Source organism: Armatimonadota bacterium, assembly GCA_037138755.1.
Taxonomy (GTDB): Bacteria; Armatimonadota; Fimbriimonadia; order Fimbriimonadales; family Fimbriimonadaceae; genus Fimbriimonas.
This window is the reverse complement of the sequence record JBAXHT010000001.1, coordinates 951,604-975,290: the sequence shown is the minus strand read 5'-3', so window position 1 is coordinate 975,290 and position 23,687 is coordinate 951,604. Positions and strand designations below refer to the sequence as shown.

21 protein-coding genes are annotated in these 23,687 nt (G+C 54.7%); 2 read left to right on the top strand and 19 right to left on the bottom strand.

Annotation, left to right across the window (positions count from 1 at the left end):
* The first annotated feature begins 8 nt into the window (after window positions 1-8).
* A complete protein-coding gene (locus tag WCK51_04670; GenBank protein ID MEI7576165.1) occupies window positions 9-1,169 on the top strand; it encodes a DegT/DnrJ/EryC1/StrS family aminotransferase in 1,161 nt (386 codons plus the stop codon).
* Here the strand turns inward: WCK51_04670 and WCK51_04665 are convergent.
* The 16 genes from WCK51_04665 to WCK51_04590 all read right to left on the bottom strand — a co-directional run bounded on the left by WCK51_04665 (window position 1,146) and on the right by WCK51_04590 (window position 19,062).
* Window positions 1,146-2,360 carry an O-antigen ligase family protein gene (locus WCK51_04665; GenBank protein ID MEI7576164.1) on the bottom strand — a complete coding sequence of 405 codons (1,215 nt, stop codon included), beginning with the start codon at window positions 2,358-2,360 and terminating at the stop codon, window positions 1,146-1,148. The genes WCK51_04670 and WCK51_04665 overlap by 24 nt on opposite strands.
* A gap of 79 nt (window positions 2,361-2,439) precedes the next feature.
* Window positions 2,440-3,636, bottom strand: a complete 1,197-nt coding sequence (locus WCK51_04660; protein MEI7576163.1) for a hypothetical protein — start codon at window positions 3,634-3,636, stop codon at window positions 2,440-2,442.
* A 40-nt stretch (window positions 3,637-3,676) separates the two neighbouring features.
* On the bottom strand, window positions 3,677-4,867 hold the full coding sequence (locus WCK51_04655) for a glycosyltransferase (protein ID MEI7576162.1): 1,191 nt from the start codon (window positions 4,865-4,867) through the stop codon (window positions 3,677-3,679).
* A complete protein-coding gene (locus WCK51_04650; protein MEI7576161.1) occupies window positions 4,864-6,018 on the bottom strand; it encodes a glycosyltransferase family 4 protein in 1,155 nt (384 codons plus the stop codon). The genes WCK51_04655 and WCK51_04650 overlap by 4 nt, the downstream gene beginning before the upstream one ends.
* A gap of 50 nt (window positions 6,019-6,068) precedes the next feature.
* Window positions 6,069-7,337 (bottom strand): nucleotide sugar dehydrogenase, encoded by a 1,269-nt coding sequence (locus WCK51_04645; protein MEI7576160.1) that lies wholly within the window; start codon window positions 7,335-7,337, stop codon window positions 6,069-6,071.
* A 5-nt stretch (window positions 7,338-7,342) separates the two neighbouring features.
* Window positions 7,343-8,452: a DegT/DnrJ/EryC1/StrS family aminotransferase gene (locus WCK51_04640; GenBank protein MEI7576159.1), complete on the bottom strand. Its 1,110-nt coding sequence runs from the start codon at window positions 8,450-8,452 to the stop codon at window positions 7,343-7,345.
* 8 nt (window positions 8,453-8,460) lie between these two features.
* Window positions 8,461-9,477: a Gfo/Idh/MocA family oxidoreductase gene (locus WCK51_04635; GenBank protein MEI7576158.1), complete on the bottom strand. Its 1,017-nt coding sequence runs from the start codon at window positions 9,475-9,477 to the stop codon at window positions 8,461-8,463.
* The gene (locus WCK51_04630) at window positions 9,474-9,968 is read right to left on the bottom strand and encodes an acyltransferase (protein MEI7576157.1); all 495 of its coding nucleotides are present in this window, start codon (window positions 9,966-9,968) and stop codon (window positions 9,474-9,476) included. The genes WCK51_04635 and WCK51_04630 overlap by 4 nt, the downstream gene beginning before the upstream one ends.
* Window positions 9,969-9,995: 27 nt before the next feature.
* The gene (locus WCK51_04625) at window positions 9,996-11,036 is read right to left on the bottom strand and encodes a LacI family DNA-binding transcriptional regulator (GenBank protein ID MEI7576156.1); all 1,041 of its coding nucleotides are present in this window, start codon (window positions 11,034-11,036) and stop codon (window positions 9,996-9,998) included.
* An 11-nt stretch (window positions 11,037-11,047) separates the two neighbouring features.
* Window positions 11,048-12,211 carry a cellulase family glycosylhydrolase gene (locus tag WCK51_04620; protein ID MEI7576155.1) on the bottom strand — a complete coding sequence of 388 codons (1,164 nt, stop codon included), beginning with the start codon at window positions 12,209-12,211 and terminating at the stop codon, window positions 11,048-11,050.
* A complete protein-coding gene (locus WCK51_04615) occupies window positions 12,211-13,581 on the bottom strand; it encodes a VWA domain-containing protein (GenBank protein MEI7576154.1) in 1,371 nt (456 codons plus the stop codon). Before WCK51_04615 ends, WCK51_04620 begins: the two co-directional genes overlap by 1 nt.
* An 8-nt stretch (window positions 13,582-13,589) precedes the next feature.
* Window positions 13,590-14,954, bottom strand: a complete 1,365-nt coding sequence (locus WCK51_04610; GenBank protein MEI7576153.1) for an FHA domain-containing protein — start codon at window positions 14,952-14,954, stop codon at window positions 13,590-13,592.
* The gene (locus WCK51_04605) at window positions 14,955-16,190 is read right to left on the bottom strand and encodes an FHA domain-containing protein (protein ID MEI7576152.1); all 1,236 of its coding nucleotides are present in this window, start codon (window positions 16,188-16,190) and stop codon (window positions 14,955-14,957) included.
* Complete coding sequence (locus tag WCK51_04600) at window positions 16,175-17,716, bottom strand: NAD(P)H-hydrate dehydratase (GenBank protein MEI7576151.1); 1,542 nt, start codon at window positions 17,714-17,716, stop codon at window positions 16,175-16,177. The genes WCK51_04605 and WCK51_04600 overlap by 16 nt, the downstream gene beginning before the upstream one ends.
* A 33-nt stretch (window positions 17,717-17,749) precedes the next feature.
* Window positions 17,750-18,160 (bottom strand): SprT-like domain-containing protein, encoded by a 411-nt coding sequence (locus WCK51_04595; GenBank protein ID MEI7576150.1) that lies wholly within the window; start codon window positions 18,158-18,160, stop codon window positions 17,750-17,752.
* 68 nt (window positions 18,161-18,228) lie between these two features.
* A complete protein-coding gene (locus tag WCK51_04590; GenBank protein ID MEI7576149.1) occupies window positions 18,229-19,062 on the bottom strand; it encodes a hypothetical protein in 834 nt (277 codons plus the stop codon).
* A 339-nt stretch (window positions 19,063-19,401) separates the two neighbouring features.
* Here WCK51_04590 and WCK51_04585 point away from each other — a divergent pair, with 339 nt between their 5' ends.
* A complete protein-coding gene (locus WCK51_04585; GenBank protein ID MEI7576148.1) occupies window positions 19,402-19,902 on the top strand; it encodes a hypothetical protein in 501 nt (166 codons plus the stop codon).
* On the opposite strand, the gene WCK51_04580 is transcribed toward WCK51_04585, so the two are convergent.
* From WCK51_04580 to WCK51_04570, 3 genes are all read right to left on the bottom strand, one after another.
* Window positions 19,899-21,287, bottom strand: a complete 1,389-nt coding sequence (locus WCK51_04580) for a diguanylate cyclase (GenBank protein MEI7576147.1) — start codon at window positions 21,285-21,287, stop codon at window positions 19,899-19,901. The genes WCK51_04585 and WCK51_04580 overlap by 4 nt on opposite strands.
* Window positions 21,288-21,337: 50 nt before the next feature.
* Complete coding sequence (locus tag WCK51_04575) at window positions 21,338-22,501, bottom strand: PLP-dependent aspartate aminotransferase family protein (GenBank protein ID MEI7576146.1); 1,164 nt, start codon at window positions 22,499-22,501, stop codon at window positions 21,338-21,340.
* A 67-nt stretch (window positions 22,502-22,568) separates the two neighbouring features.
* Window positions 22,569-23,687, bottom strand: coding sequence for a TIGR03364 family FAD-dependent oxidoreductase (locus tag WCK51_04570; GenBank protein MEI7576145.1), 1,119 nt, complete (start codon window positions 23,685-23,687; stop codon window positions 22,569-22,571).

Sequence of the window (23,687 nt, the reverse complement as noted above, 5' to 3'; positions counted from 1 at the left end):
AGAACGAAATGAAACAACGACGTGAGAATTTCTTAGTTTATGGGGCGCCTCTGCTTGAGCAGGAGGAGATGGACGAGGTCATGGACACCATGCGCTCCGGGTGGCTGGGAACGGGACCCAAAACCAAGAAGTTTGAACGGATGATGTGCGAGTACACAGGTGCTAAGTATGCAGTCGCGGTTAGTTCTTGTACGGCGGCCCTGCACCTATCGATGATGAGTCTGGGGATTGGCTTTGGAGATGAAGTCATCACGACCCCGATGACTTTCTGCGCCACTGCGAACTCGGTGATCCATACCGGCGCGACTCCAAAGTTTGTAGATGTGCATCGCGACACGATGCTCATGGATCATTCGCTCCTTGAGGCGGCGATTACGCCCAAGACGAGAGCGATCATTCCGATCCACTTGGCTGGACGGATGTGCGATATGGATGCGATTCACGAGATTGCGGAAAAGCATGGAATTGCCGTGATCGAGGATGCAGCTCACTGTATTGAGGGCACCTACAAAGGGCGTAAAGTGGGGACGATTAGCCCGCTCACTGCCTTCTCGTTCTACGTGACAAAAAACCTCACGACCACCGAAGGTGGAATGATTCTGACCGATGATGAGGAGCTTGCTTCGAGGCTGTCAGTTTTCGCTCTTCACGGAATGTCGAAGGACGCATGGAAGAGATTCAGCAGTTCAGGCTACTCACACTACGAAGTCGTCTTGCCAGGTTACAAGTGCAACATGACCGATATGCAGGCTTCTCTTGGAATCCATCAATTGAATAAGTTAGAGAGAATGCTTGTTCGACGGAACGAGATCTGGGAGCGCTACCAGCAAGAGCTTCAGGGACTCGGCCTAGGACTGCCGGCACCGGATGAAGCTGATAATCGACACGCCAGGCATCTTTACACCATCATGGTGGATAAGGAGTCCTGCGGGGTCTCAAGAGATGAGATGCTGACGCGTCTCAATGAAGAAAAGATCGGGAGTGGCGTGCATTACACCGCGCTCCATCTGCACCCGTTCTACCGGGAGCGGTTTGGGTACAAACCTGGGGACTTTCCTAACACCGAGTGGGTGGGCGATCGGACGCTGACATTGCCCTTGAGCGCTAAGTTAACGGATGACGATGTCGAAGACGTGATCTGGGCACTACGCCGGATTCTGCAGGGCTGAGCCTTCAGCACTTTTCTTGGGGAAAGGGAGTGTCACGGCGAAACCGATCATCACCGCCATGACACCCCAGGATTCGGTGTTCTCGACGATGACGCCAGAATTGCCCGCAGCGATGGCCCAAACGAACGCTAACGCGATCAAAAGCGGGTTTTGGCGAGCAGTAATCATTTTGATCCAGCCGAGCGTTGCAAGTGCCGCCAGAAAGATGAGCGGAATCCCCGCAAGGATGCCTCCAGCCATTAAGGCCTCGATGAGGATGTTGTGCGGATAGACTTCAACAGAGTTGATAAAGGCGGCATTTCCGATTAGAGGATTGGTTAAGAAGTGTTCCATTGCCATCTCCCCGATGAGCAGCCGGTGCGTGCCAGAGTTGTGGTGAGTAGGATCATCTCCGAACGCGGTTTCAAACCTCCCAAACGGATTTAGCCCAAAGATCAGCTGGGCACCGACGAGAGTAATCACCGATACCAATGCGAGGCTAACGCCGAGCGAGAGGGCGATTCGCCTTCTCGGCTTTGCTCTCTCTTGAATCCGGTACTCGGCTACCAGGAGCACCATAACACCCACGAAGAAGGCAACCAATGGCGCCCGGGACGCCGCCAGAAGAACCATCGCCACGCCCATTACCGCAGAAACCGCTCCGAACAATATTCTCGACCAGTTCTTATGTGGAAGCGATCCCTCTTCGACAATGAAGCTGATCGCGGCCAGCCCGGCGACGGCACCGACATATCCTGCTGAAATTGGGTTGAGATTTTCGAGTCCGAATCGCCCTTCAAGTAGTCTGAGCGCCTTTTGCTCCGGAGACATCTTGACGATGTTTAACACGAAGAGCGACGTGCAACCAAATCCAACGATCGTGAAGAAGTCGCGCAAGAACTTGGTTTGTGACTCCTTCATTGGCTGCATGAGAGCCAATGTGGGGATCCCACTCACGAGAAACGGAAAAGTAAGGTAGACCGATATGTTCGCAGAGTTGGCTACCTCCTTAACGTAAAGCTCGTACAGGGCTCTGGAGTAAAAGACGATCCAGAATAAGCCAAAAGCGGCGATACCCTGCCTCATGATCGGGGGCGCGATCCGCCAAAAACTGTACGCTCTCGGGAGTTGGAACAGGGCCAAAAAGAAGACAAAAAAGCGTATCGGATAGCTGATGATCGCGTTGGGGATTCCGATCAGCTCTGCGATCATTGGGGCGATTGGATAGCCCAAGATCTGAAGGCAAAAAAGAAGAGCCGTTTGCCGCGAAGGTGACTTCAGAGCGTCTAGGTCAATCCTCACGTGGGGCACCCCTCTGGCTAACCCCGAATCGAAAAACTTGGAAGAGGACAATGAGTCCGAGGTAGCCGAACAAAGCCAGTCCGCCGTATTTCAGGATCTTTTCTGACATGGTAGGTTCCGGCAAGACGTAGGGAGCATCCAAAACGGCCCAGGTTCCAGCTGTTCCGGCTCCAGTGATACGAGCCTGCTCGTAGGACGCCCTGAGTCCTTTAAGAACCAGGGTAACCGTCTCAACTTCGGCTTTGAGTTTGGCGAGGTTGAGGGCTTCGTCTGCAGAGAGTTGTTCGTTTTGTTCCGCAAGTTTGAGGTCTTGTTCCAGTGAGACAATGGATCCGCGAAGCAGTGCAGATTGGGTCACGAGGTTCTTCTGCTCTGATTGCTTGATTCGACTCACTTCATCGGAAAATGCCTGTTGAGCAATTCTCAGCCGCTGTCGAAGCGCGAGCACTTCGGGATTCTCATCCCCGTACTTGACAAGTGCTAACTTGAGTTCGTTTTCGGCCTTTTCCTTTTCTAATCTAAGCTTCTGAAGACCAGGATTCCAATCACCCAACTCAGGATTTGCGAGGCGCTGAGCCTGTTGTTTGGTATAGACATCCAATTGCGACTTTGCCAATTCATACTTTCGACGAAGAGCAAAGACGGACTGACGAGCTTTGACGGGATCAAGCCCGGATTTGAAGCTCTTCTGAAATTCAGCTAGTCTCGTGGTCGCATCATTTAGCTCTTTCACTCGCTGATCGATGAGCGCCTTCAGCCCGGCCGCTTGCTGAGTTCCAAACGATTCGGAGAGTCGCTGAGTTTGTAAATTCAAGACTATGAGCACGGAATTCAGAACCCGTAGTCCCAAGTCTTTGTCGGGGTTCTTGTAGCTCAGCTCGACCCTCATTTCTTTCGCAATAGGCTTGACTTGCAAGTTTTTTTCGAGAGAAATCTCGCTGACGCCGGTCGAGCTTGCGACCTTGGAGAGCAATGTGTGGCTTTCCATCGTGCCCTTCAGCACCATCATCGGTGAACCCGCATCTGAAGCGAGCTCCGCAAGCGCGCTCTTAGCGTCGCTCATCTTAGGTTGAAGAAGGATCGAGCAGCCCACCTCGGCAAGGGGCTTTTTCTTGATGCCCCAGATAGTTCCAGCTCCGAAAGCAAGAACTGCACCGACCAAAACGGGGAAGAATTTTAGCTTCAAATTGGTGCTCGCCGCCTGCAAATTATACCTGCGACCGTCGCTACTTGAAACTCACAAAATCTGGAGCAGTGCCACCTTGCAACAACCATGTGTAAAGGGCTTCCATTCTGAGGGCAATGCTGCCCCAAGAGTATTGCTCTTTCACCAACTCTCGACCTCGAAGTCCCATCTCCTTCAGCTCATCGGAGCTAAGACTATCCGCCTTTACGATGGCCTTGGCGAGCGCTTCTGCGGTGATTTCGGTCCACCAGCCTGCGTCCTTTTCATTCAAGACCTCCCAAGGCGTGCCTTGGGTTGTCAGGACCGGGACTCCGGCTCCAAGTGAGTCTAGGACGATCATGGGTGCCCCTTCCGAATAACTCGGTAAAACGCAAATGTCGGAGAGCGCAAAGGCGTTTGCCTTGTCTTCTCCGTACAACGAACCAGGGAACGTTAGGGAAGCCGTAAGACCCAACCGGTCCGCAGTGGCTCTGACTTCGGCAAGGTGGCCAAACTCTTCGAAGCCAGCAATTACAAAGTGCCAATTCTTGGAGGCTTCAGGGACCGAAGCCATTGCTTCGAGAAACATTGGGATTCCCTTTTTAGGCGTGATTCGCGACAAGAAGAAGAAGATTCTCTTATCAGCCGGGATATTGTGTTTTTGGCGAAACGCCTCGGCATCCCCCTCGGTCGATAGCCACTCGTCTGGAACACCGTTGGGGATCGTCGCAATCGGGTTTTGGAGACCGTAGTCCCGCATGTACTGCCGCTCGTCCTCGGCGCCGGCGTGCAGACAAGCAGCTTGGTGCAGATTTCGATCTTCGTACCAACCAGAAGCTAGTTTTTTTCGCCACTTGCTCACAGACAGTGCCCAGGGTGAAAGTGACCCCTGTGGAGCAACGATTGTTGGGCCCCGCTTAGAACTTCGCCACTTGTTGGCCGCGATTGAGGTCGCCTGCCAGATTCCCTGTTGGTGGAGAATGTCGAATTCCATTCCGACAGGGCTTTGGATCGCAGAGATGAGTTCTGAGGAGTACCGAAGCCGAGAGGGACCGTTGATTGCGAAGCCGCGAATCTGGCCTCGATCCAGAGCCTCGGCTTCAGAGACAAAGTCTAGCTCGTCGCTGGCATCCATTGTCCATATCTGGGCATCAATTCCGATGTTTCGCTGGGACTTCATGAGCCCGGCGCTGACCCGTCCGAGCCCTGTCGACTCCCGGCCAATCCACGATGCAAGATGGAGAACTTTCATTTGTTTGTTGCAAGTGCTTTGGTGTAATCAGCGATGCGCTGTTTGGCTTTACTTTCCCAACTGAACTGCGTTCGAATCTTCTCTGATCCAACCTTACCGAGCTTTTCGCGAAGCTCTGATGACTTCATCTCGAGGAGCTTTGCCTTCAGGTCCTCTAGGTCGTTCAGCTGAAACTTGAGCGCGTTTCCTTCGTACCTCTCGGAAGCTCGAACGTCGTGGTTGACGAGCAGCGGAAGGCCGCAGGCCGCCGCATCAATCATCGACATCGACTCCTGGGTGGGCCAACAGCCGATGTCTGCACCTCGGTAGAACTTTCCAAGTTCCTTGAAGTTGACAAAGGGCGTCGAAATGGCTCCGTCGTGCTTTTCAACTTCGGACTTGTCGTCGCCATCTCCAACAAAGAGGACCCGGTAGGGCTCCCCTTGCGCTCTTAGCTCGGCAATGGCCTGGGCGAGGAGTGGAGTCTTCTTTTCGGGCGAGAGTCGGCCAGTGTAGAGTACGAGAATTTCATTTTCAGCAACGCCGAACTGCTCTCGGAACTGCGCTCGCTCCACTGCATCCTCTCGGCTGGAGACGGGACGAAGCATTTCCGTATCCACGCCAATTTCCGATTCGCTGACTTTGCGAGGCTGAACTCCAAAGAACCGCATCGCGACCTCGCTACAGTCTTTCGTTGCGCCATAAAAGTGCGTCGTTTTCCAGGATATCCATCGACCCGGGACGAATCGGGTCAGAAACGATTTAACCATTTTGGGGTGAAACCAAGGGAGCCCTGCGGTGGCGAGTGGGAAGACGACGACCATGTAGTGGCTCGCCGTGAAGAGCTTGTAACCTATTTTGTTCTTGAGTCGAGCGCAGTCAAGGGGAATCCAGCCGATAGCGGCCATCGTTTGGAGAATGTCTGGTCTTAGCTCTCGCAGTTTTTCTTCGAGCCCGACCGGACGCATGAAGCCGAGCTTTGATTCGTGACCAAGGATATGAAGTTTGAATCCGTCCATCTGCTCAACCGTTCCAGGCACCAGGGGTTCGTCCACGAAGTTCTCGTAAGCCTTTCGGTGAGTTTCAAACTGGTAGTACGGAGCGAGGTCCAAGGTGATGACGTGCATATCAATCCCGAGGCGTCCGAAAAACTTGGGAAGAGAATTCTGCAAGTAACCCATGTTACGGTCGTAAGTTTCGGTGATGAGAACGACTCGCAGGATTAGCCTCCAAAGATGCTGAGGACTCGAATGTTTGCTCGTTCCAGCTCGCCAGCGTCTAGGGCGCCTCGTCCGTCAACGATAGATGTGATCCCGTGTTGTTTGTACCAGTCTGGGGACAATGCTCGAAACTCCTCGTGGTTTGTGACCAAGATCGCAGCAACTGCTTTGCCCGAATCCGGTTCGAAACCGAGTCGTCTTAGCTCTTCGCCGGTGTACATCGGGTCGCAAAGAGTGGCCTTGGCACCTCGCCTTGCTAGTTCCCCTTGAACAAGAAAGGCGGGAGACATCGTGTGCTCCTTGACGCCAGGGCGGAAGCCGAGTCCCATGATAAGCACTTCCTGGCCTGATAGGTTTCCAATGACTTGCTCGAGCATCGCCACACACTCGCCGGGTTGTGCGTCGTTGATTTGGCGACTGAGTTGAGCGAGCCGGGATGGGATCGCCTTGTCGATTGCATCATTGATATAGAAGTAAGGGTAGACCGGGGTGCAGTGACCCCCGACGCCGATTCCTGGGGTGAGCAGGTTTGCCTCTCCATCTGTGTTAGTAACGCGAATCATCTCGCGAAAGTCAATTCCAAGCTGTTTGGCGTACCACCCGAGTTCGTTAGCGAGCGCGATGCTGACGTCCCTGTAGACCATGCCGCCAACTTTTGCGAATTCGGAGGCCTCCAGAGAGCCCACTCCAGCTACGGGCGCACCAAGATACTTGCCGTAGAACTCTTCACCAGCTTTTCGGCAAGCAGGCGTAAGTCCACCGACGATCTTCGGAATCTTTGTAAGGTGGGCAAGAACCGATCTGCTCTTGACACGCTCCGGCGAGAAGACGAGGTGAAAATCGGTTCCCGCTTTGAGCCCGCCGGTTTCGAGAATAGGAATGAAAGAGCGGGTTGTTCCTACTGGTAGCGTTGTCTCGAACGAGACCGTGGTGCCGGGTTTCAAGCCGTTGGCGATTGCCTCGGCGACAGACACGATAATGGATAAATCGGCCTTGTTTTCATCGGTGAGAAGAACCGGAACGATGACAATGACAAAGCTGGCTGCCGACACAGCTTGGGTCGTCTCCATCGTGGCCTTGAGACGGCCGGCAGAGACGTTTTCAGCTAAGAGCTCACCCACACCCTCTTCTTCAAATGGGCAAATTCCTGCGTTGATCTTTTCTACGGTGTTGGAACTGGCGTCACAAACGGTGACCGATGCCCCATTCTTTGCCAAGACACACGCAAGCGGGAGGCCCATTTTTCCGCCGCCGACAACTACCGCGTTCACGCTGCTCACCCTTGGCTCTCGTCGTAAGCACGAACAGCGGTGATAACTTTGTCGATCATCTCCGATGTCATTTCAGGGAACATTGGTAAAGAGACGCACTGCGCCGCGACTCTCTCCGATACTGGAAAGTCTCCATCGGTGTAGCCCAAGTGCTTATAGCCGTTGAGCTGGTGGACAGCGAATGGATAGTGGATACCACTACCAACCCCGTGCTCTTGGAGGAAACTCATGAAGCCGGGGCGATCCTTAACCAGGACGGGATAAATGTGGAACGAGTGCTCTCCATGCTCCGCGACTTTAGGAAGGACGACATGCTTCAGGTCCGTTAGTTCGGCAGCATATCTTGCGGCAACTGCCCTTCGGTTCGCTGTCCAACCGGCGAGATAGCCTAGCTTCACGCGAAGAACAGCGGCTTGCACTGCCTCGAGTCTGGCGTTGAAGCCAACGACTTCGTGGTGGTACTTCTTCTCTTGACCCCAGTCTCGAAGCATTCTTGCTTTTCGTGCTACTTCTGGGTCGTTGGTTGCAATGGCTCCGCCTTCGCCGCACGCACCCAAATTCTTGCCGGGGTAGAAGCTGAAACCCGCCGAGGTGCCGAGAGAACCAGCTTTACGCCCTTTGTAGGTTGCCGCGTGCGCTTGTGCCGCGTCTTCGAGAACAACCAGTCCGAACTCTTCAGCAATCGCCAGGATCGGGTCCATTTCGGCCACTTGACCATATAGGTGAACCGGCATGATACATTTGGTTTTAGGCGTAATCGCGGACCGGACTGTGGCCGGGTCCAGCGTATATGTTTCGGGATCGATGTCAACTAGGACAGGAACAGCTCCGACATAGAGGATTGCGGCTACGGTGGCGACGAATGTGTGAGGGACGGTGATCACTTCGTCTCCAGGCTGAATCCCCATCGACAGCAGAGCTAGTTGGAGGGCCGTCGTGCCAGAACTGGTTCCGACTACATGCTCGGTGCCAGTAAAGGCTTTGAATTCTTCTTCGAACGCAGCTACTTCAGGGCCAAGAATGAAGGCACCGCTGTCGAGCGTCCGGGTAACTGCTTCAAGGATTTCTTCTCGAATGCCGAGATACTGCTGTTTGAGGTCGAGGAATGGAACCATGGGACTGTTTATTGAGCGAATTGAACTGGGGCACCGCCTTGGCGCATGGATTCGTCTGCGGCTTCGAGCTGTCGGACGAGAGTGAGGGCCATTTCCCCGCCGGTTGCTGGAATTTCTGTGCCCTGGATACAGGCGGCGAAGTGCTTAATTTCTTCTTGTAATGCCTCTGCCAGGCTGAACTGGGGCATCCAAACATCGCCGGTTCTGCGATAGGCAAGTGGCCCTGCGTTGCCAGAGCCTTGGGCCTCCGGCATGGTCACTCCTCGATCATAGATCTTGATTTTCTCAACGGGATCAAGATCGTCGAAAAGAACCATGTTATCTGAGCCCCCAAGCAGGATGCGTCGAAGCTTCACTGGAGAAAGCCAGTTAACAGAGATGTCAGCCGTGAAGCCCGAGGGGTACTTCATGTTCATATGGCACATGTTAACCGGATGCCCTTCGAGATGCGCTGCGCCGGTACACGAAATCGTTGTGGGTAATTCTGCGTGCCAGAAGCTAAGAATCGAGAGGTCGTGTACAGCGAGGTCCCAAAGAACGCTGACATCTGTCTGAAAGAGACCGAGATTAACGCGCTCGGAGTCGAAGTAAAACAGCTTGCCAAGTCGTCCCGAGTCGACTAACTCCTTGACCTTCCGGGTTGCGCCCTGGTAGCAGAACGTATGGTCGACAAGCAGAACCTTGCCTGCTGCTTTCGAAGCCGCAACAACTTTTGCAGCCGCTTCGGAAGACTCCGACAGTGGCTTCTCGACAAGGACGTGTTTGCCGGCTTGGAATGCCGCGATCGCCAGAGGGGCGTGACTGGTTACGGGAGTTGCTATGACGATCGCATCGATGGTCGAGTCAGCTAGTACGGCGTCAAAATCGGAAACGAACTTCGCGTTTGGATGGTAGGTTTTGACCCTTGCCTCGGCGGCGGGATTGAGGTCGCATACCGTATGGAGGTGAGTGCTTGAACAAGCGTCAATGTTGCGGGCAAGATTCGGACCCCAATACCCGTACCCAACGAGGGCGATATTGATCAACTTCTTGCTCCCATCGCCTGAAGCCGAGCGGGAGTTCCCACCACGACCGCACCGGGAGGAACATCCTTAGTAACGACTGCGCCCGCCGCGATCAGGGCATTTTTACCAATCGTGACTCCACACATGATGATGGCCCCGCTTCCGATGGAAGCTCCATCTTCGACAGTTGTGGGAACGACGACCCAGTCTGCCTCGGACTGAAGCTCTCCGGACTCCGTTACCGCACGTGGAAATTTGTCGTTAATGAAGACGACACCGTGTCCAATGAACACACCGTCGCCGATGTTGACACCTTCACAGATAAACGTATGGGAGGAGACTTTGCAGTTCTTGCCGATGGAGGCGTTCTTCTGGATCTCCACAAAGGTTCCAATCTTGGTTCCTTCGCCGACGGAGCAGCCGTAGAGATTCACTAGGCTGGGGTGAAAAATGAGAACTCCATCCCCCAAAACAACATTCTCGCTTATCGGCACAAAAAATCTCCCCGTCACACAGACCCACAAAGTTTACCTGTATGGCTAGCCCGAGCTTGAACCAAGCGTCGTCAGGCGAGCGGGGGGGGCCGTGGACTCTCGGATGTCGAAGCCGCACGGGAAGAGGTGGGTTCTGGTTCCGGTGTCATCACCTTCGATACGCCGGATCAGCAGGCTGACTGCTTCGTAGACCAAGTCGCGAATTGGTTGGTGGATTGCGGTAAGCCTTGGGGTTAGCGTTTCGCAAAACTCGGTGGAGTCAAAACCAACGACACTAAGATCTCTCGGAACATTGAGTTGGAGTCTTTGAGCCGCAGAATAGATGTGGCTCGCGAGATTTTCGGTCCTGAGGACGATTCCAGTTCCGCGATCGGGCTCGCAGAGCCATTTTTCGGCATCCTCAGTTGTGTAGTACATCTCGACTCGCTTCCCTGGCGTTATGCCCAATTGAGCGCAGGCGGCTTGAAAAGCCTCCCAGCGGTCAGCATCCTCAGCCGATCCGATATTGTCAGCATCCATTCCAAAGTCGATCTTGGTATGCCCTAAGTCAAAAAGGTGTTTGACGCCGAGCATCATCGCCTGCTTGTTATCTGCGCAGAAGTAATCCTGGGTGTCATCCGGTGCCAGGCTTGGTGGGACGTGGAGGTGGACGATTTTGAGCCCAACACGCTCGGCGATACGGCTCGTTTCTGGGTCGAGGTGGTACTTTGCCCAGACGATACCGTCGAATCGGCCATCGGCGATAAATCGCTTATGATCCGCGTGAAGTTTGGGGCATATGGTGAGCGAGTATCCCTTTTCGAAGCATGCGGATTGGAGGCCATCGTAGAGGTGAGCTAGGTAGCGCGAGCCGATGGCCATCGGGCCGAGTGAGTCCATGACTAGCCCGATGTTGTATCGACGTTCGCCCCTCAAGTTGCGGGCGTTTTGGTTGGGAATGTAGTTGAGTTCTTCAGCAACCCGCCGTATTTCCCTTGCGCGTTCCTCTCCGACCCGTACCGTCACACCGCAACCATGCAGAACTTTGCTGACCGCCATTGGCGAGCAACCAGCCGCTTTGGCGACGTCGCGGATCGTGACTCCCATTTACTTGTATATCATAACCCTTTGAGGGCATCAACACTCTCTTTAGGTGCGAACCAGTTTGTTGTCTGGTACGACTTGATCTTGGTGATAAGTTGCTCGGCAGAGTCGTGGAACGGATCGCAGGCTTCGAACTTGGCAGGTCGATAAAGGCCCCAATGACCTACCGGCCCGCTGGCTCCGCATGCCTTCCAAGCCCATAGAGCCCAACTCCAGCCTTGCTTCGTCAGGGTTTCGGTAAATGCCTTGAGTCCTGCCGGAGAGAATTGGGGCTCGAGCTGGAATTCTCCGATGTAGACCGGCGCATTTCGGTAGCCCTGTAGCTCTTTGACCTTGGGTACTTTGGCATCGAGTCCCTTGACGTGATCCTCGGGAGCTTTGGCGTCGAAGTTGTAAAAGTGTAGCGAGAACGCTACGTTGGTCCAGTTGGCAAGATTTGGGTGCGGCGTGGTTTCGAAGCCTTTGTAGCCGTCGTCAACCAGCACAACCTTTCTGGGGTCAACTTTACGGATAGCTCGGATCACTCGGTCGTAAACGAGGTGAAGCATCGCGGGGTTCGGTGCTCCCATTGGCTCATTCATGATGTCGTAGACCGCGACGGTTGGCTCGGAGCGGAACTGAGTGGCGAGGGTCGTCCACTTCCGCTCCATTTCGTCGATGTTTTGGACGTCGAACCAAAGGCGGTTGCGATTCTCCTTGCCAGTGTGGTGCTCGTTGCTCTGCCCGCCGGGGGCTCCGTGCATGTCGAGGACGACGTAGAGGCCGTTTCGCTTGGCGGCAGAAACTGCCCAGACAAGCCGCTCCATTCCGCCTTTTTCATCGAGAAGAGTGTGTAGGAAAGGGATGCGCACGTGGTTCCAGCCCATGTCCTTCACTCGCTTGAAGTCGTCCTCGGTAATCCAGTTGTCTCGCCACGTATTGCGAACCTTGAGCATTGAGTCTCGACCCAGGCGTTTCTCGATCGTGCTCCAAAGCGAGTCGTGATCCTTCACGGTTTCCGCGCCGGTCGGAGTTTCCTTGTTGACCCACGGCGTCATCCAGATCTCTTCGACCAACCAGCTCCCGAAGTTAACGCCGCGAAGAATGACCTTCTTTCCGCTCGGGTCGACTAGATCTTGTCCTTTCGTTGACAGAGGTTGTAGAGCAGTTTGAGCAAGGAAGGCAGCGGCGACGAGCATTAGGAAGATTTACCCTGATCCAAGTTGACGAAGGTGCCCATGAGGGTCTTTTCGGCTCCGCCTTTGTCACCGCTTTGCAGTGCCCGAAGGGCCATGGTGACTTCCTGCGCCTCAGCAGTGCGACCCTGTCCGAGAAGCAACGCTTGGGTTTTTTGGAGGTCGGTGATCGCACCCATTTGGGTAATCATTCCGGTCTTGAGGCCCATAACGGTCTTCTCGATAGCTTTGCTACTTGCAACAATCGAGGCGGCCTGGCCCACGCGGGGGTTGACTGATTGAGAGTAACGGGCGGCATCCGCAGAGAACTCCATTTCGAAGTCGAGGTTAACGGTTTTGGTGTCTCCCGAAAGAAGATCATCATAAGTGAGCTTGCCACCGAGGACTCGGTAGTGCCCGAGAGGGTGGTTCGGGAATTCGAGGTCGATCACCTGCTGAATTGAACTTCCGCGCTCCATGTCGGCGAGTGAGATGTTCAGAGTTCCCTCCATCACCTGCTGCGGGGCGTTCATTTGCACCCAGCGGGCGAGTTTAAGTTCGAGGCTCATGTTACGGGTGACGGTGGTCATCAGCTTGTTGAGCTCGTCCCGGAAGATGTCCGGAATCATTTGAGGCTGCGGGATGTAGTGGTAGGTTCCGCCCGCCTTCTTCGCCATACCAGCGAGGAGTTCCTCGTTGTAGTCGGGGCCGAAGCCGAGGAAAGTGACGCTGATTCCCTTCTTTTGGAGTTCACCGGCATGGGTGGTTAGTGCGGTGTAGTCCTTGATTCCGGCGGTCGGATCACCGTCCGTGAGGACGATCATTCGGGTAGCGCGGTTCGTCTCAATGAATTGCGACACTTGCTGCATCGCAAGCGAGATGCCGTCATAAAGATTTGTCGTATTCCCAGCCGCGAGACGCGCGATTCCGGCCTTAACCATGTCTTTGTTGGTCACCTGTTGGGGTGGCATGAGGACTTCGACGACTTCCTCAAAGGTGACGATACTCAGGACGTCGGTGGGCATGAGGAGGTCGACGACGTGGGTGCAGGCTTGCTTAACGTATTCGAGTGGTTGACCTTCCATTGAACCGGATCGATCAATCACTAGACAGAGGTTCATGGGAGTTCGACCGCCGCCGACCACGCCTCCAAACGTCTCGCCTCCGCCAGCGCGGAGTTCTAGCAGGAACTGCTCGCGGGCGGGGCCGTTTGCCATCGTCACAGTTCGACCAGGAATGACTTCAACAGTGAGTGCGGTCATGGGTGCCATCACCGTGGTCCGATTGCCTCCTCCAGGGGAGAACGACTGGGCTGGCATCGCGACCGTGGCGTTGCCACCGCCTTGCGGAGTCATGATCGTTCGGTTCGGGTCGATGCGCTGCGTGAGGTCCATGATTCTTACTAGGATTCTATGCGAAAACTGGTCGCTCCTACCTTGATAATATCGCCCGTTTTGGCAATTCCGTTAGTCACTCTTTGTCCGTTAATGAAAGTTCCGTTGGTACTTCCTAGGTCAGAGACGCTGACTTGGGTGCCTTGAGGGTCGATTCGGGTGTGACGGCGGCTCGCGCTACTGTCGAAAGCGAGCGGTACCTGTTGACTTTCCCGGCCAAGTTCGAGGGTCTGGCTGAGAGGGAATCGCTGACCAGTTAGGGGGCCGTCGAGGGCAACAAGAGTAGGGGTTTGAGAGTGGGGAGTTTGGGGTTGGATGGCGACGGTTGGGTCGAAAACTGGTTGGGAGTTTGGAGTTAGAAGTGGGGAGTTGGGGAACTGGGTAAGGGGCTGGCCCATCTGGGGTTGTGCGGGCATTTGGCCGCCGATGGGAAAGGCTTGGGCGCGACCAGGCTCGGGGCCGCGAGCGGGGGCCTTGACGTTTTTTGTGATGAACCGAAGGTTGACACTGCCTAGCTGGATGACATCATTCGGCTGAAGTGTGTGCTGGCTTACACGCTGACCGTTGACGCCAATACCAACCGGCGAGCCTTGGTCGACTACGATGTACTGGCCGCCTTGTTTCTGAATCACGGCGTGGTTCGGTGCAACATTTGCGTCGCCAAAAAGTGGAATGTCAGCCCGTTCGTGACGGCCGAGGGTCATCATCGGCTTGTCGATCACCCACTCCTTCCCTTCGTTCCGCCCGAGTTCGAGGCGGAGCCACGCAGACTTGGAGAGAGCTTCGACAATTCCGATCATCAGGGCGATCGCACCGCACATGAGTGCGGCAGTAATGGCCCGGCTTGGTGCGCCGACTTCGCCAACAGCTCCGTTGACCGCACCCTGCATCGGAAGAGTGATGCCTTGAAGCATCGAACCAACAATATCGAAGACAAAACCTGCGATTCCTCCACCGATCAACCCACCGATTGCACCTTGGATGCCTCGTCTCACAACGAGAGTACAGTAGCCGATACCCGCTCCCATCCCCATTCCGATCAGGGCAAGTGCTCCAGTCCGACCAATGACGGTCAGCGGCGAATTGATCAGTGCGGCGAATGGGGTAGAGAGACCACGACCAACGCTTACGCCGATCACAGCGAACAGGACTCCGAACCCCATCTCGCGCAATGCGTGGGCGCGGCTACCGCGCTGAAGGCCATTCATGAATCCCACTGACGCTCCCAGGGCAATCGCCCATCCCCACATGAGAACAAGCTCGAACATGCCCCACTGCGGCGTTGCAAAGCCGGGCTTGAAAGGTTCGACGACCGCCCACACCGCGACTCCGGCAATGATTCCGACGATGGTCTTGAAGATGATGCTGCCCATTTAGCCCTCGTATCTGTATTCGATCGAGCCAAAGCGAAGCTGATCGCCGTAGTTTAGGGTGACCGTTCCGCCAACCTTCATCCCGTTGACCCAGGTTCCGTTGGTGCTGCCGTGGTCCATTACCATTACCGATCCACCAGATTTCTGAATGCTCGCATGGCGTCGTGAGACCGTGTCACTTGGGACGACAAGGCCGTTTCCGAACTCACGACCAACGGTGGTTTCCCCATCAGGTAATTCGAAAGACGATCCATCGGAGGCAATGATTCGAGGGGTGCCGGTCAAGGATGGCGATGGTATTGAAGGCATTGGAGCCACTGGGGCGACCGGGGCCGAATCAAGGATGATCTGCTGCATTGGCTCGGGCTTGATCGGAGCGAGTGGGCCTGGATCGGGGTCAGCGCTTGGGGGCTGGGGAAGCTCTGCGCCAAGCTTCTTGAGTGTGTCCTGAACCTTGTCCCCATTCTCACGCATGTACTTGAGGATGTACCAAGCAACGCCAGCGACGACGCCCATCCCGATCAGGGTCGTCAGGACGTTTCCAACTGGTCCAGTTTTGGAACCCTCGGGAGCTGTAGGGATTTTTTCATCCTTGACTTCAGGCTTCTCAGCGGACTTTTCGTCGGTCTTCGGAGCCGCCGTGCCTGCAACTGAATTCCCGTCAGGAAGCGCTATTTTGAGAGTTGGAGTCACCTGATCTCGTTCAAGTTGGATTGTAAAGGTCTGCTTCACGGGGTCGGCCATACCGGTTTTGCCTCGGTACTTTACCGTCACCTTAACCTCGCCAAGTTGCACAAAGTAGAACGTGGCCTTCCCTGCAGATTTGGAGTCGATCAACTCTTCGCGCTTGCGAAGCGAATCTTGGAGCTCAACGGTGGCGGAATCGACCGGACCGCCGGGCGCAGATACTTGGATGTCAACTTGTTGAACAGCCAAGAAGGCGCTCTTGGTGATCGCCCACGATCCATCGCGGATGAACTCCTCTCCGCGCATGGCAACGTTGCCGGTCTCGGTATCGACAACAAAGAGTTTCGGCTTAGCGTCTTTGGAAGTCAGTTTGATGGTGACCTTATCGCCGCTGATCTTTTGAACATCTGTGACCGGCTTCGTTGGCCAATCTAGCGCTTCAAACGAGTGGAACTGGTGCAGGCTACCGAGGGAGATATTGACTGTGCCTTGCGCAAAGCCGACGGCAGCGCAGGCAAGGAGACCGACAAAAGCTAGAACTCGTTGCAAGATGAGACAATTCTAGCCCGTGCTTGGGGCAAAGCACCCGCAACATCGCTTGCTTTATAGCCAATTGGGCCAATTAGTTCGGCGCAGATATCGGCTGCTGCTCCGTGCCAGAACATTCCGCAGCCTGCTGCATAGTAACCGGGGATGTCTTGGGCCATGAGCGTAGCGATGATTCCGCTGAGAACATCACCCATGCCCGCGCTTGCTTGGCCCGGATTTCCGGTGCTATTGACCAGTTTCGGCTGGCCCGACTCTCCGACAATGCTGTAAGGACCCTTCAACAAGACGCACTGCTTGTATTCGCCAACGGCATGATCAACGGTTCGGAAGCGGTCAGCCTGAACCTCTGCAATGGAAGCGTGAAGGAGCCGACTCATTTCGCCAGGATGCGGGGTGAGGACACAGTCCGTAGCTGGAAGCTCAACTCCACCTGCTACGCATGTGAGAGCATCGGCATCGATGACTGCCGGAATCGTCAAAGCCTTGAAAAGCCGTCCAAGGAACTTGTGAACGGGTGGCTCAATACTCAGTCCGGGGCCGATCAGGGCACTGGTGAACTTGTGCTGGTACTTGAGTATCTCTTCAGCGGCATCCTCGGTCACCACTCCGTTTTCTTCCGGCAGAGGCAGGAGGAGTGCTTCCGGAAGATTCGCAGAGACTGCATCACAAACTGCTCCGACACTCGCCACCGTGACCATTCCTGCTCCGGCAGCAAACGCGGCTTTAGCGGCTAGAGTCGCCGCGCCGCGCATCCACTTGCTTCCGGCAACGATGAGAACATGACCATTATCGCCCTTGTGACTTGCCTTCAAACGTTCAGGTAGAAGCGACGCAACCCACTCGCTGTCGAGCATTCTCGCCTCTGTTGGCTCCGTAAGAAGCGGCTGAGGGAAACCGATTTCGCTGACCGACCAGAAGCCGGCGTGTTCCAGGCCGATGCCTTGAAACAGATACGGCTTCGCCATCCCAAACGTGATCGTACGGAGGGCCCAGATGGATTCTCCAAGTTCCTCGCCTGTGTCGCAGCAGATGCCGCTGGGAACATCAACAGAGATCACCGGAACGCCGCTGCGGTTGATGGTCTGGATGGCGATCTTGACAGCCCCATGGACTTCTCGCTGAGCTCCAATTCCAAGGAGAGCGTCGATGATGACGTCTTTCTGGCTCGCCAGCTCCAGGCGGCGGCACCAACATCCTTCTTCGGGAAACGTGATTCCTAGACCGGCCGCACGGCTCCTCTCGAACTGCAACCTGGTCAGATCTGCCATCTCGGACTCGGCGCACCCCATGATGACCTCGACCTTGTAGCCTCGCTCGTGAGCGATTCGTGCGGCGACGAGGCCGTCGCAACCATTTAGGCCCTTGCCGCAGAATACTGCGACGCGCCCCGTGTCCGGCATCAGTTGCCGAAGTGCATCAAAGATCGCCATTCCAGCGCGTTCGATAAGGACAGACGCAGGAATGCCGTACTCGCTCGCTGTGCGATGTTCCAGCAATCTTGTCCTTTCGGCGTTAGCGATCCACATGAAGTCTGAACATCTCTACGCGCTCTGTGGTCGTTATGTCACGGATCGAATCACCAGGAATGAAATCTGACCACCACAATTAACGTGGTAGTACCGACGGCGTACGGAGAGTCGCCTTCGACGAACGATTTCTGTCCCACATTTCCTGCATTTGTAGACAACTTCTTGCCGCAGTTTGTTGCGCTTGACTTCGTAGTTGTGATGCACTTTGGGGTCCAGCCCGAGGTCTTGCATGGCTTTTCGCCAAGCGGGTCCGTGACCCGCTCCTTTGCGGCCCGCTCGGTGGAACGCCAACAGATGGGCGTATTCGTGAAGCAGCGTCACTCTGACCCGTTCGGGCTCGGTCATTAAGATGTAGCTTAGGGCGATCGTTCGCTTGTTATAGACGGCTAGTCCTGCGGTGACGGGCATTCTGCGCCATTCAAGATGCGGCACATATCCCATCGGATGAGTCCTGCAAGTTTCCGCGAGCAGGCTTTCAGCAACGGCTCTGATTTCGGGAGCAGGCGACTTCATCGCGCGCCGAGAGAGCCTAGGATACTGCTGTTGCCGAAGTCGCTGCTAATTGAAAACCACTTTCGGGTGTCGTATTTGTCGCAGATCGTGCCGACCTTCTTATCGGTTTCGTTGCCGTATTGGTCAATCGCGCCGGATTGATTCTTCATTCCGTACAAGCTTTGAAGCGCCTTTTGCGGGTCGTCCTTCGAAGCATTTAGGGCGTCCATGACATCGGTAATCATTGAGCCAGTTTCCTCCAAAGCGTGGGTGTAAGAATCTGCGATAGTTTGACACTCTTGGGGTGGTTTGAGGCTGTCGAACTCAACCCTCAACTTTGCCCATTCTTGTTTAGTGTCGGCGCTGGACTTGCCGAGTTTGTCGGCGGACGTCTCCGGCATGTTCGCCTCCGGGTCGCCGGAAGCAAGGCCTTGTAGCCCTTCGATGCTCGTTCCAAATTGTGCGGACTGTGCCATGACCATAAAACTTGCCAGACCTTGCTGGGCGAGAGTGCCACGCTTGCGCTCAATCCGCTCCAAATGTTCCAGCCAACGCAGGATATCCGGCGGCATGGTCTTAGCGGCCTGGGCGTGATCCGCCAACACGGGTGGCGGTGGCTCGCCCGTTTTCTGGAGCACGGCGGGCGGCGCTTGACCCTGTTTCGCAAGGAAATTCCCTGGCGACTCCTGACCGGTTTTCTGGAGCAAATTCATCAGGAAAAAGCCCAGGATCGCGAGCGCGGCAAGGCAGACAATTCCAAAAATCCAACCTAAGGGAGACTTACGTTGCTCAATTGGTCCATTTGCGCCTTGGTAGTAGCCGACCGGAGCCACCTTCCGGGCTTGCTTCATTTGCTCCTTCACGTTCACCGGTTGCGGGGCAGGAGCTTGGTATGGAGTGTTTGGTTGCTGAGGCTGTGGATGAGGCTGCGGGACACCGAGATATGCTCGAAGATCGTTGCCACAGTTCGGGCAGAAAAACGCCCCTTGGGGCACAACTCCTCGGCAACGCGGACAGTTCATTTCGACCTCTTTACATGTTAGCCGGGATTTTGCTTTTGAGTTGAGAGTTGAGTGCCAGGAGTCACAGTTTTCTAGGTCGCAAGTTAGATTTTCGTTCGATCTTCAAATGGAAATCGTAACTGAAGCGTCTGAACATGGAAGGAGAAAACTAGGACACGGAGGCGGCAAATGGAAACTCACGACCCCATCAAGGAGTTCTTCGGCAGCGCGGTTGAGCGGGTGTTCAACCACGACTTTGGGCTGAACGGGCAGGAGCAGGTAAAGAACTATGTGACCGAGCTGCTCGTCAAGTTCATGGCGAGCGAAGAGGTGATTGCACCTAAGAACCGCTTCGGCCAACCCGTGTTGCACCTCTCAGAAATGCTTGAAGAGGGTGACGTCTCGGTGCGGGCAGACTCCTTTGCCCGGGAGAGAGAAGTTCACCAACACATAGGGGATCACCTATTGTTCTGGACCGGGATGTTCCCCGGTGGTCACAGGCTGATCCAGGTCGGTTCAGATCGGCTCATAGCTCCTGTTGAACAAGGGAAAGCCAGCTACGAAATCGTCTCTCTGTTCGACCTTCCTCCACATGAGTCAGAAGCGCCAATGTTTCGCGAACTCAGTGAGAATTTTGTAGCCTATCAGTTTGGATTGCAGCAGATCAGCCGCCAGCTCTGGGCCGCCTAGCCAGCCATGACAACTTGGTTTCTTCCTGCGCCCTTGGCGGCGTAGAGGGCCTTATCGGCTTCGTCGATGAGGATGTCAATAGAAGCACCCAGCCCGGAGAACAACGACACTCCTGCGGAAGCGGTGACTTGCCTCCCTTCCCAATGGATGCGACGAATTTCAGCGAGCATCCGTTCGACCGCGACTTCGGCTTGGGCGCGGGATGTGTGAGGCATCACGACCGCAAATTCTTCACCTCCGTATCGGGCGACGAAGTCGGAGATTCGGGCACAGGAAGTCAGCGCATCTGCAACGCGCTTCAAAACCTCATCTCCGGCCATGTGGCCGAAAGTGTCATTGATCGACTTAAAGAAGTCGACGTCGAACAGGGCAAAACCAAACGGATTTCCATTTCGCTCGACGAGCGAAATCTCAGCGCGGAGGCGCTCAAAGAGGCAGCGGCGGTTTTTGAGTCCAGTGAGAACGTCTGTATCGGCCATACCTTTGAGCTGAGAATTGATGACCTCGAGTTCGCGCTGACGCATTTCGAGTTCAATCTGAACCATATGCAGGGCGTCCAGCTGTTTCCGGGTTTCATCCCGGGATTTCTTGAGTTCGGTAACGTCGGAAAAGCTAGCGACGGCCGAATCCGGCTTACCAGTGGCTGGGTTGATGATGGGAACAGCGTTGATTGAAATCCATGTCAAGGTTCCGTCAGGCTTATGGATTCCCATCAGCTGATCGTGGAAGCTCGCACCAGAGGCAAGAGCTTGCATTGCGGGATGCTCGGAACCTGGGTAATCGGAGCCGTCTTCGTAGATTGAGCGCCAACAAGGGTCAAGTGAGGTGCGTCCGCTCAGTTGATCGTTAGATAATCCGAGGATCTCCTCCGCAGCAGGGTTCGATAGCATAATCTGTCCGTCAGAGTCTTGGAGGACAACACCTTCACTCATGACTTCAAGCATGATCGCAAGTCGTCGCTCATTTTTTTCGGCGACTTGAGCCAATTGCTTCGTGACTGTGATATCGTCGGCATGAGCCAGGAAGACATCTACCCCTTCTTCCGGATTGAATCGAATCATTTTGAAGTGAATGATTCGACGAGAATCGTCGTCTCGACGTACCATTGCCTCGAGCTGAATGGTTTCGCCAGTCTTGACCAGTTGGTTCCATGCTTTCAGGACTGCAGGCAGATGTTGCTCTTCAACACATTCGTACCATGGAACGTCGTCGAATTGTGAATGGTCCTTTCCAGTTTTTCGATTCCAAAGATCATTGGCGTAGTGAATCGATCCGTCCGTTCGTGCCACAAACACACCATGAGGCAACGTGTCCATGATCTGCTTCATTTCAGGAGCATCATGAAGTCGCTCGCCCATCGGAACTGATCGGTCAAAGCACGGCATATCTAATAGACTTCGGATCAAAACCGCGAAATCCGTAGGTTATGAGATCGTTATTTCAATGCTTCGACTTTTGCAGGGAAAGATGCGATTGCTTGTTCGATGTCTTCAAGGAGATCTCTGGCATCCTCAATTCCGATACTCAGACGCAACATTGTTGGCGGAATACCACGTTCCAAGCGCTGCTCTTCGGTCATCGTTGCGTGGGACATCAGCGGTGGGTAGGCAATGAGGCTCTCGACCCCACCCAGTGACTCAGCGAGCAAAAAGACCCGCGCGTGCTCGGCAACCCAGCGGGCTTCGTCAACAGTGGCGAACTCGATGGAAACCATGCCGCCGAAATCGGACATCTGCTTCTTGGCAGTCTCGTGATCCGGGTGACTCGGGAGTCCTGGATAATGGACCTTGGTGACTTTGGGATTCGCTTCCAGTGCTTTGGCGATAATTTGAGCGTTCTTGCAGTGCCTTTCCATTCGGACACTTAGAGTCCTCGCTCCGCGGAGGGAAAGCCAGTTATCGAAGGGTGAAGGATTGCAGCCGAAGGCTTTGTTCCACTCATAGATTTCGAAGGCAAGCTCTTGGCTGTTGGTGATCGTTGCACCACCAACGACATCACTGTGGCCCGAGATGTATTTGGTGGTGGAGTGGAGAACGATATCCACGCCGATATCGAGAGGATTTTGGAGAGCGGGTGAAGCGAATGTATTGTCAAAGACGACGATTAATCCCAACTCTTTCGCCGCTTTGGCAACCTTCTGGATATCTGGAACTCGCATCGTCGGATTCGTCGGACCTTCGAAAATCAGCATCTTCGTGTTCGGCTGAACCACTGTCTCGATCGATGCCGGGTCCTGGGCATCGAAGCTGGTGTAACTGATCCCTTGCTTGGGAAGGTACTTCTCGGCCAGGCGGAATGTGCCGCCGTAGATATCGTTGGCAACCAGAAGATGATCGCCCTGCTTGAGCAGCGCGAAACATGCGGCAACGGCCGCCATTCCGGAGCTGAATAACGTACAGAACTCGCCGTTTTCTAGCGCGGCGATAACCTGCTCGAGCATCTCGCGGTTCGGATTTTGACAGCGGGAGTAGTCAATCTTTGGAATATTGTCAAGATTGTCCCAAGCGAACGTAGATGACTGATAGATTGGTGGAACAACCGCTTTGTATTTAGGATCGGGGTCCTGACCGACGCGCAGAGCTTTGGTTGCGAAATGCATCCAAGCATTGTACGACTTTTCCAACTTTGGCCTGATTATTTGAATCAAGCGAACTAAGATTCTTAGTCTAGCGAGCGATTTTGGCTAGGGTTCGTTCGCCTAATCCCATGCTCATGGTCATTCCTGCCCCTCCAACTCCGGTGACGATATGGACCGAAGGAAGAACTTCGGCTTCATAAACTTGCTCGTCGAAGGTGGAGTAAACGCCATGCCAGCGCAAAGTGACATCAATATCGGTTACAGGCAAGAAGGTGTTCAGGTAGTTCAGGATGAGTTGATCAACCGAGTCCAGGTTGAATGGCGAGATCGCAGGGCCGTATTCATGGCTATCGCCGATCACTAGCTCGCCTGTTTCATGCTGAGATACCAGCAGGTGGACGCCCCAAGCCATATGCTGAGGATGCGTTTCTTCGTAGCGTTGTCTAACCAGATCAAGGGATGGGCAAGACGCAAAGTTCTTGTAATGAAGCAACGTGAGTCCGGCGCAGAGCATCGGTCCGATTCGCCAATTTCCCTTAGGGATCGCGCGAAGCATTTGTAGCTTGCACCGCCCGAGATTGCTGTTCGAGAAATGCTCTGGAAACAGCGTTTCGTAGTCGTGACCCGAACAGACAACAATCTGGTCAGCTTGCCAGTTCTGGCCCCCCGCCACGATTGAACCCGATTCAACTTGGGTGACACAGGAGCTCCAGAAAAACTCAACTCCAAACTTCTGTGCCAGATAAGTAGGCAGTTTTGCAATCGCATCGCGCGGATCAACATGAACTTCACGCTCACTGAAGATTCCACCAAGGAGCCGCTGTTGCAGAACCGAAGGGGCCAGGCTAGCGACTTCTGCGGGCTGGACGAGGCGAACCGTAGGATCGTCCGCCATCGCGACAAACTCCTTCGCAACTTGAAGCTCATCGTCATGGTAGGTGAGAGTTAAACTGCCGCAGGGATCGTGCCAGATTTCGGAATCGGCGAGTAACTCGCGCCACAGGCGGTTGCTGTTTTGAGCAACCTCAGCGAGCGGAGTACCCCATTGACCGACAGTCCAGATCATTCCAAAGTTTCGGACTGAAGCACCTTCGGCCATCGGAGACCTCTCGAACACTGCAACTTTTAGTCCGCGCTTTGCCGCCGTATAAGCATGGGCCAGCCCGAGTACTCCTGCCCCAATAATTGCAACGTCGAACCGTTTCAT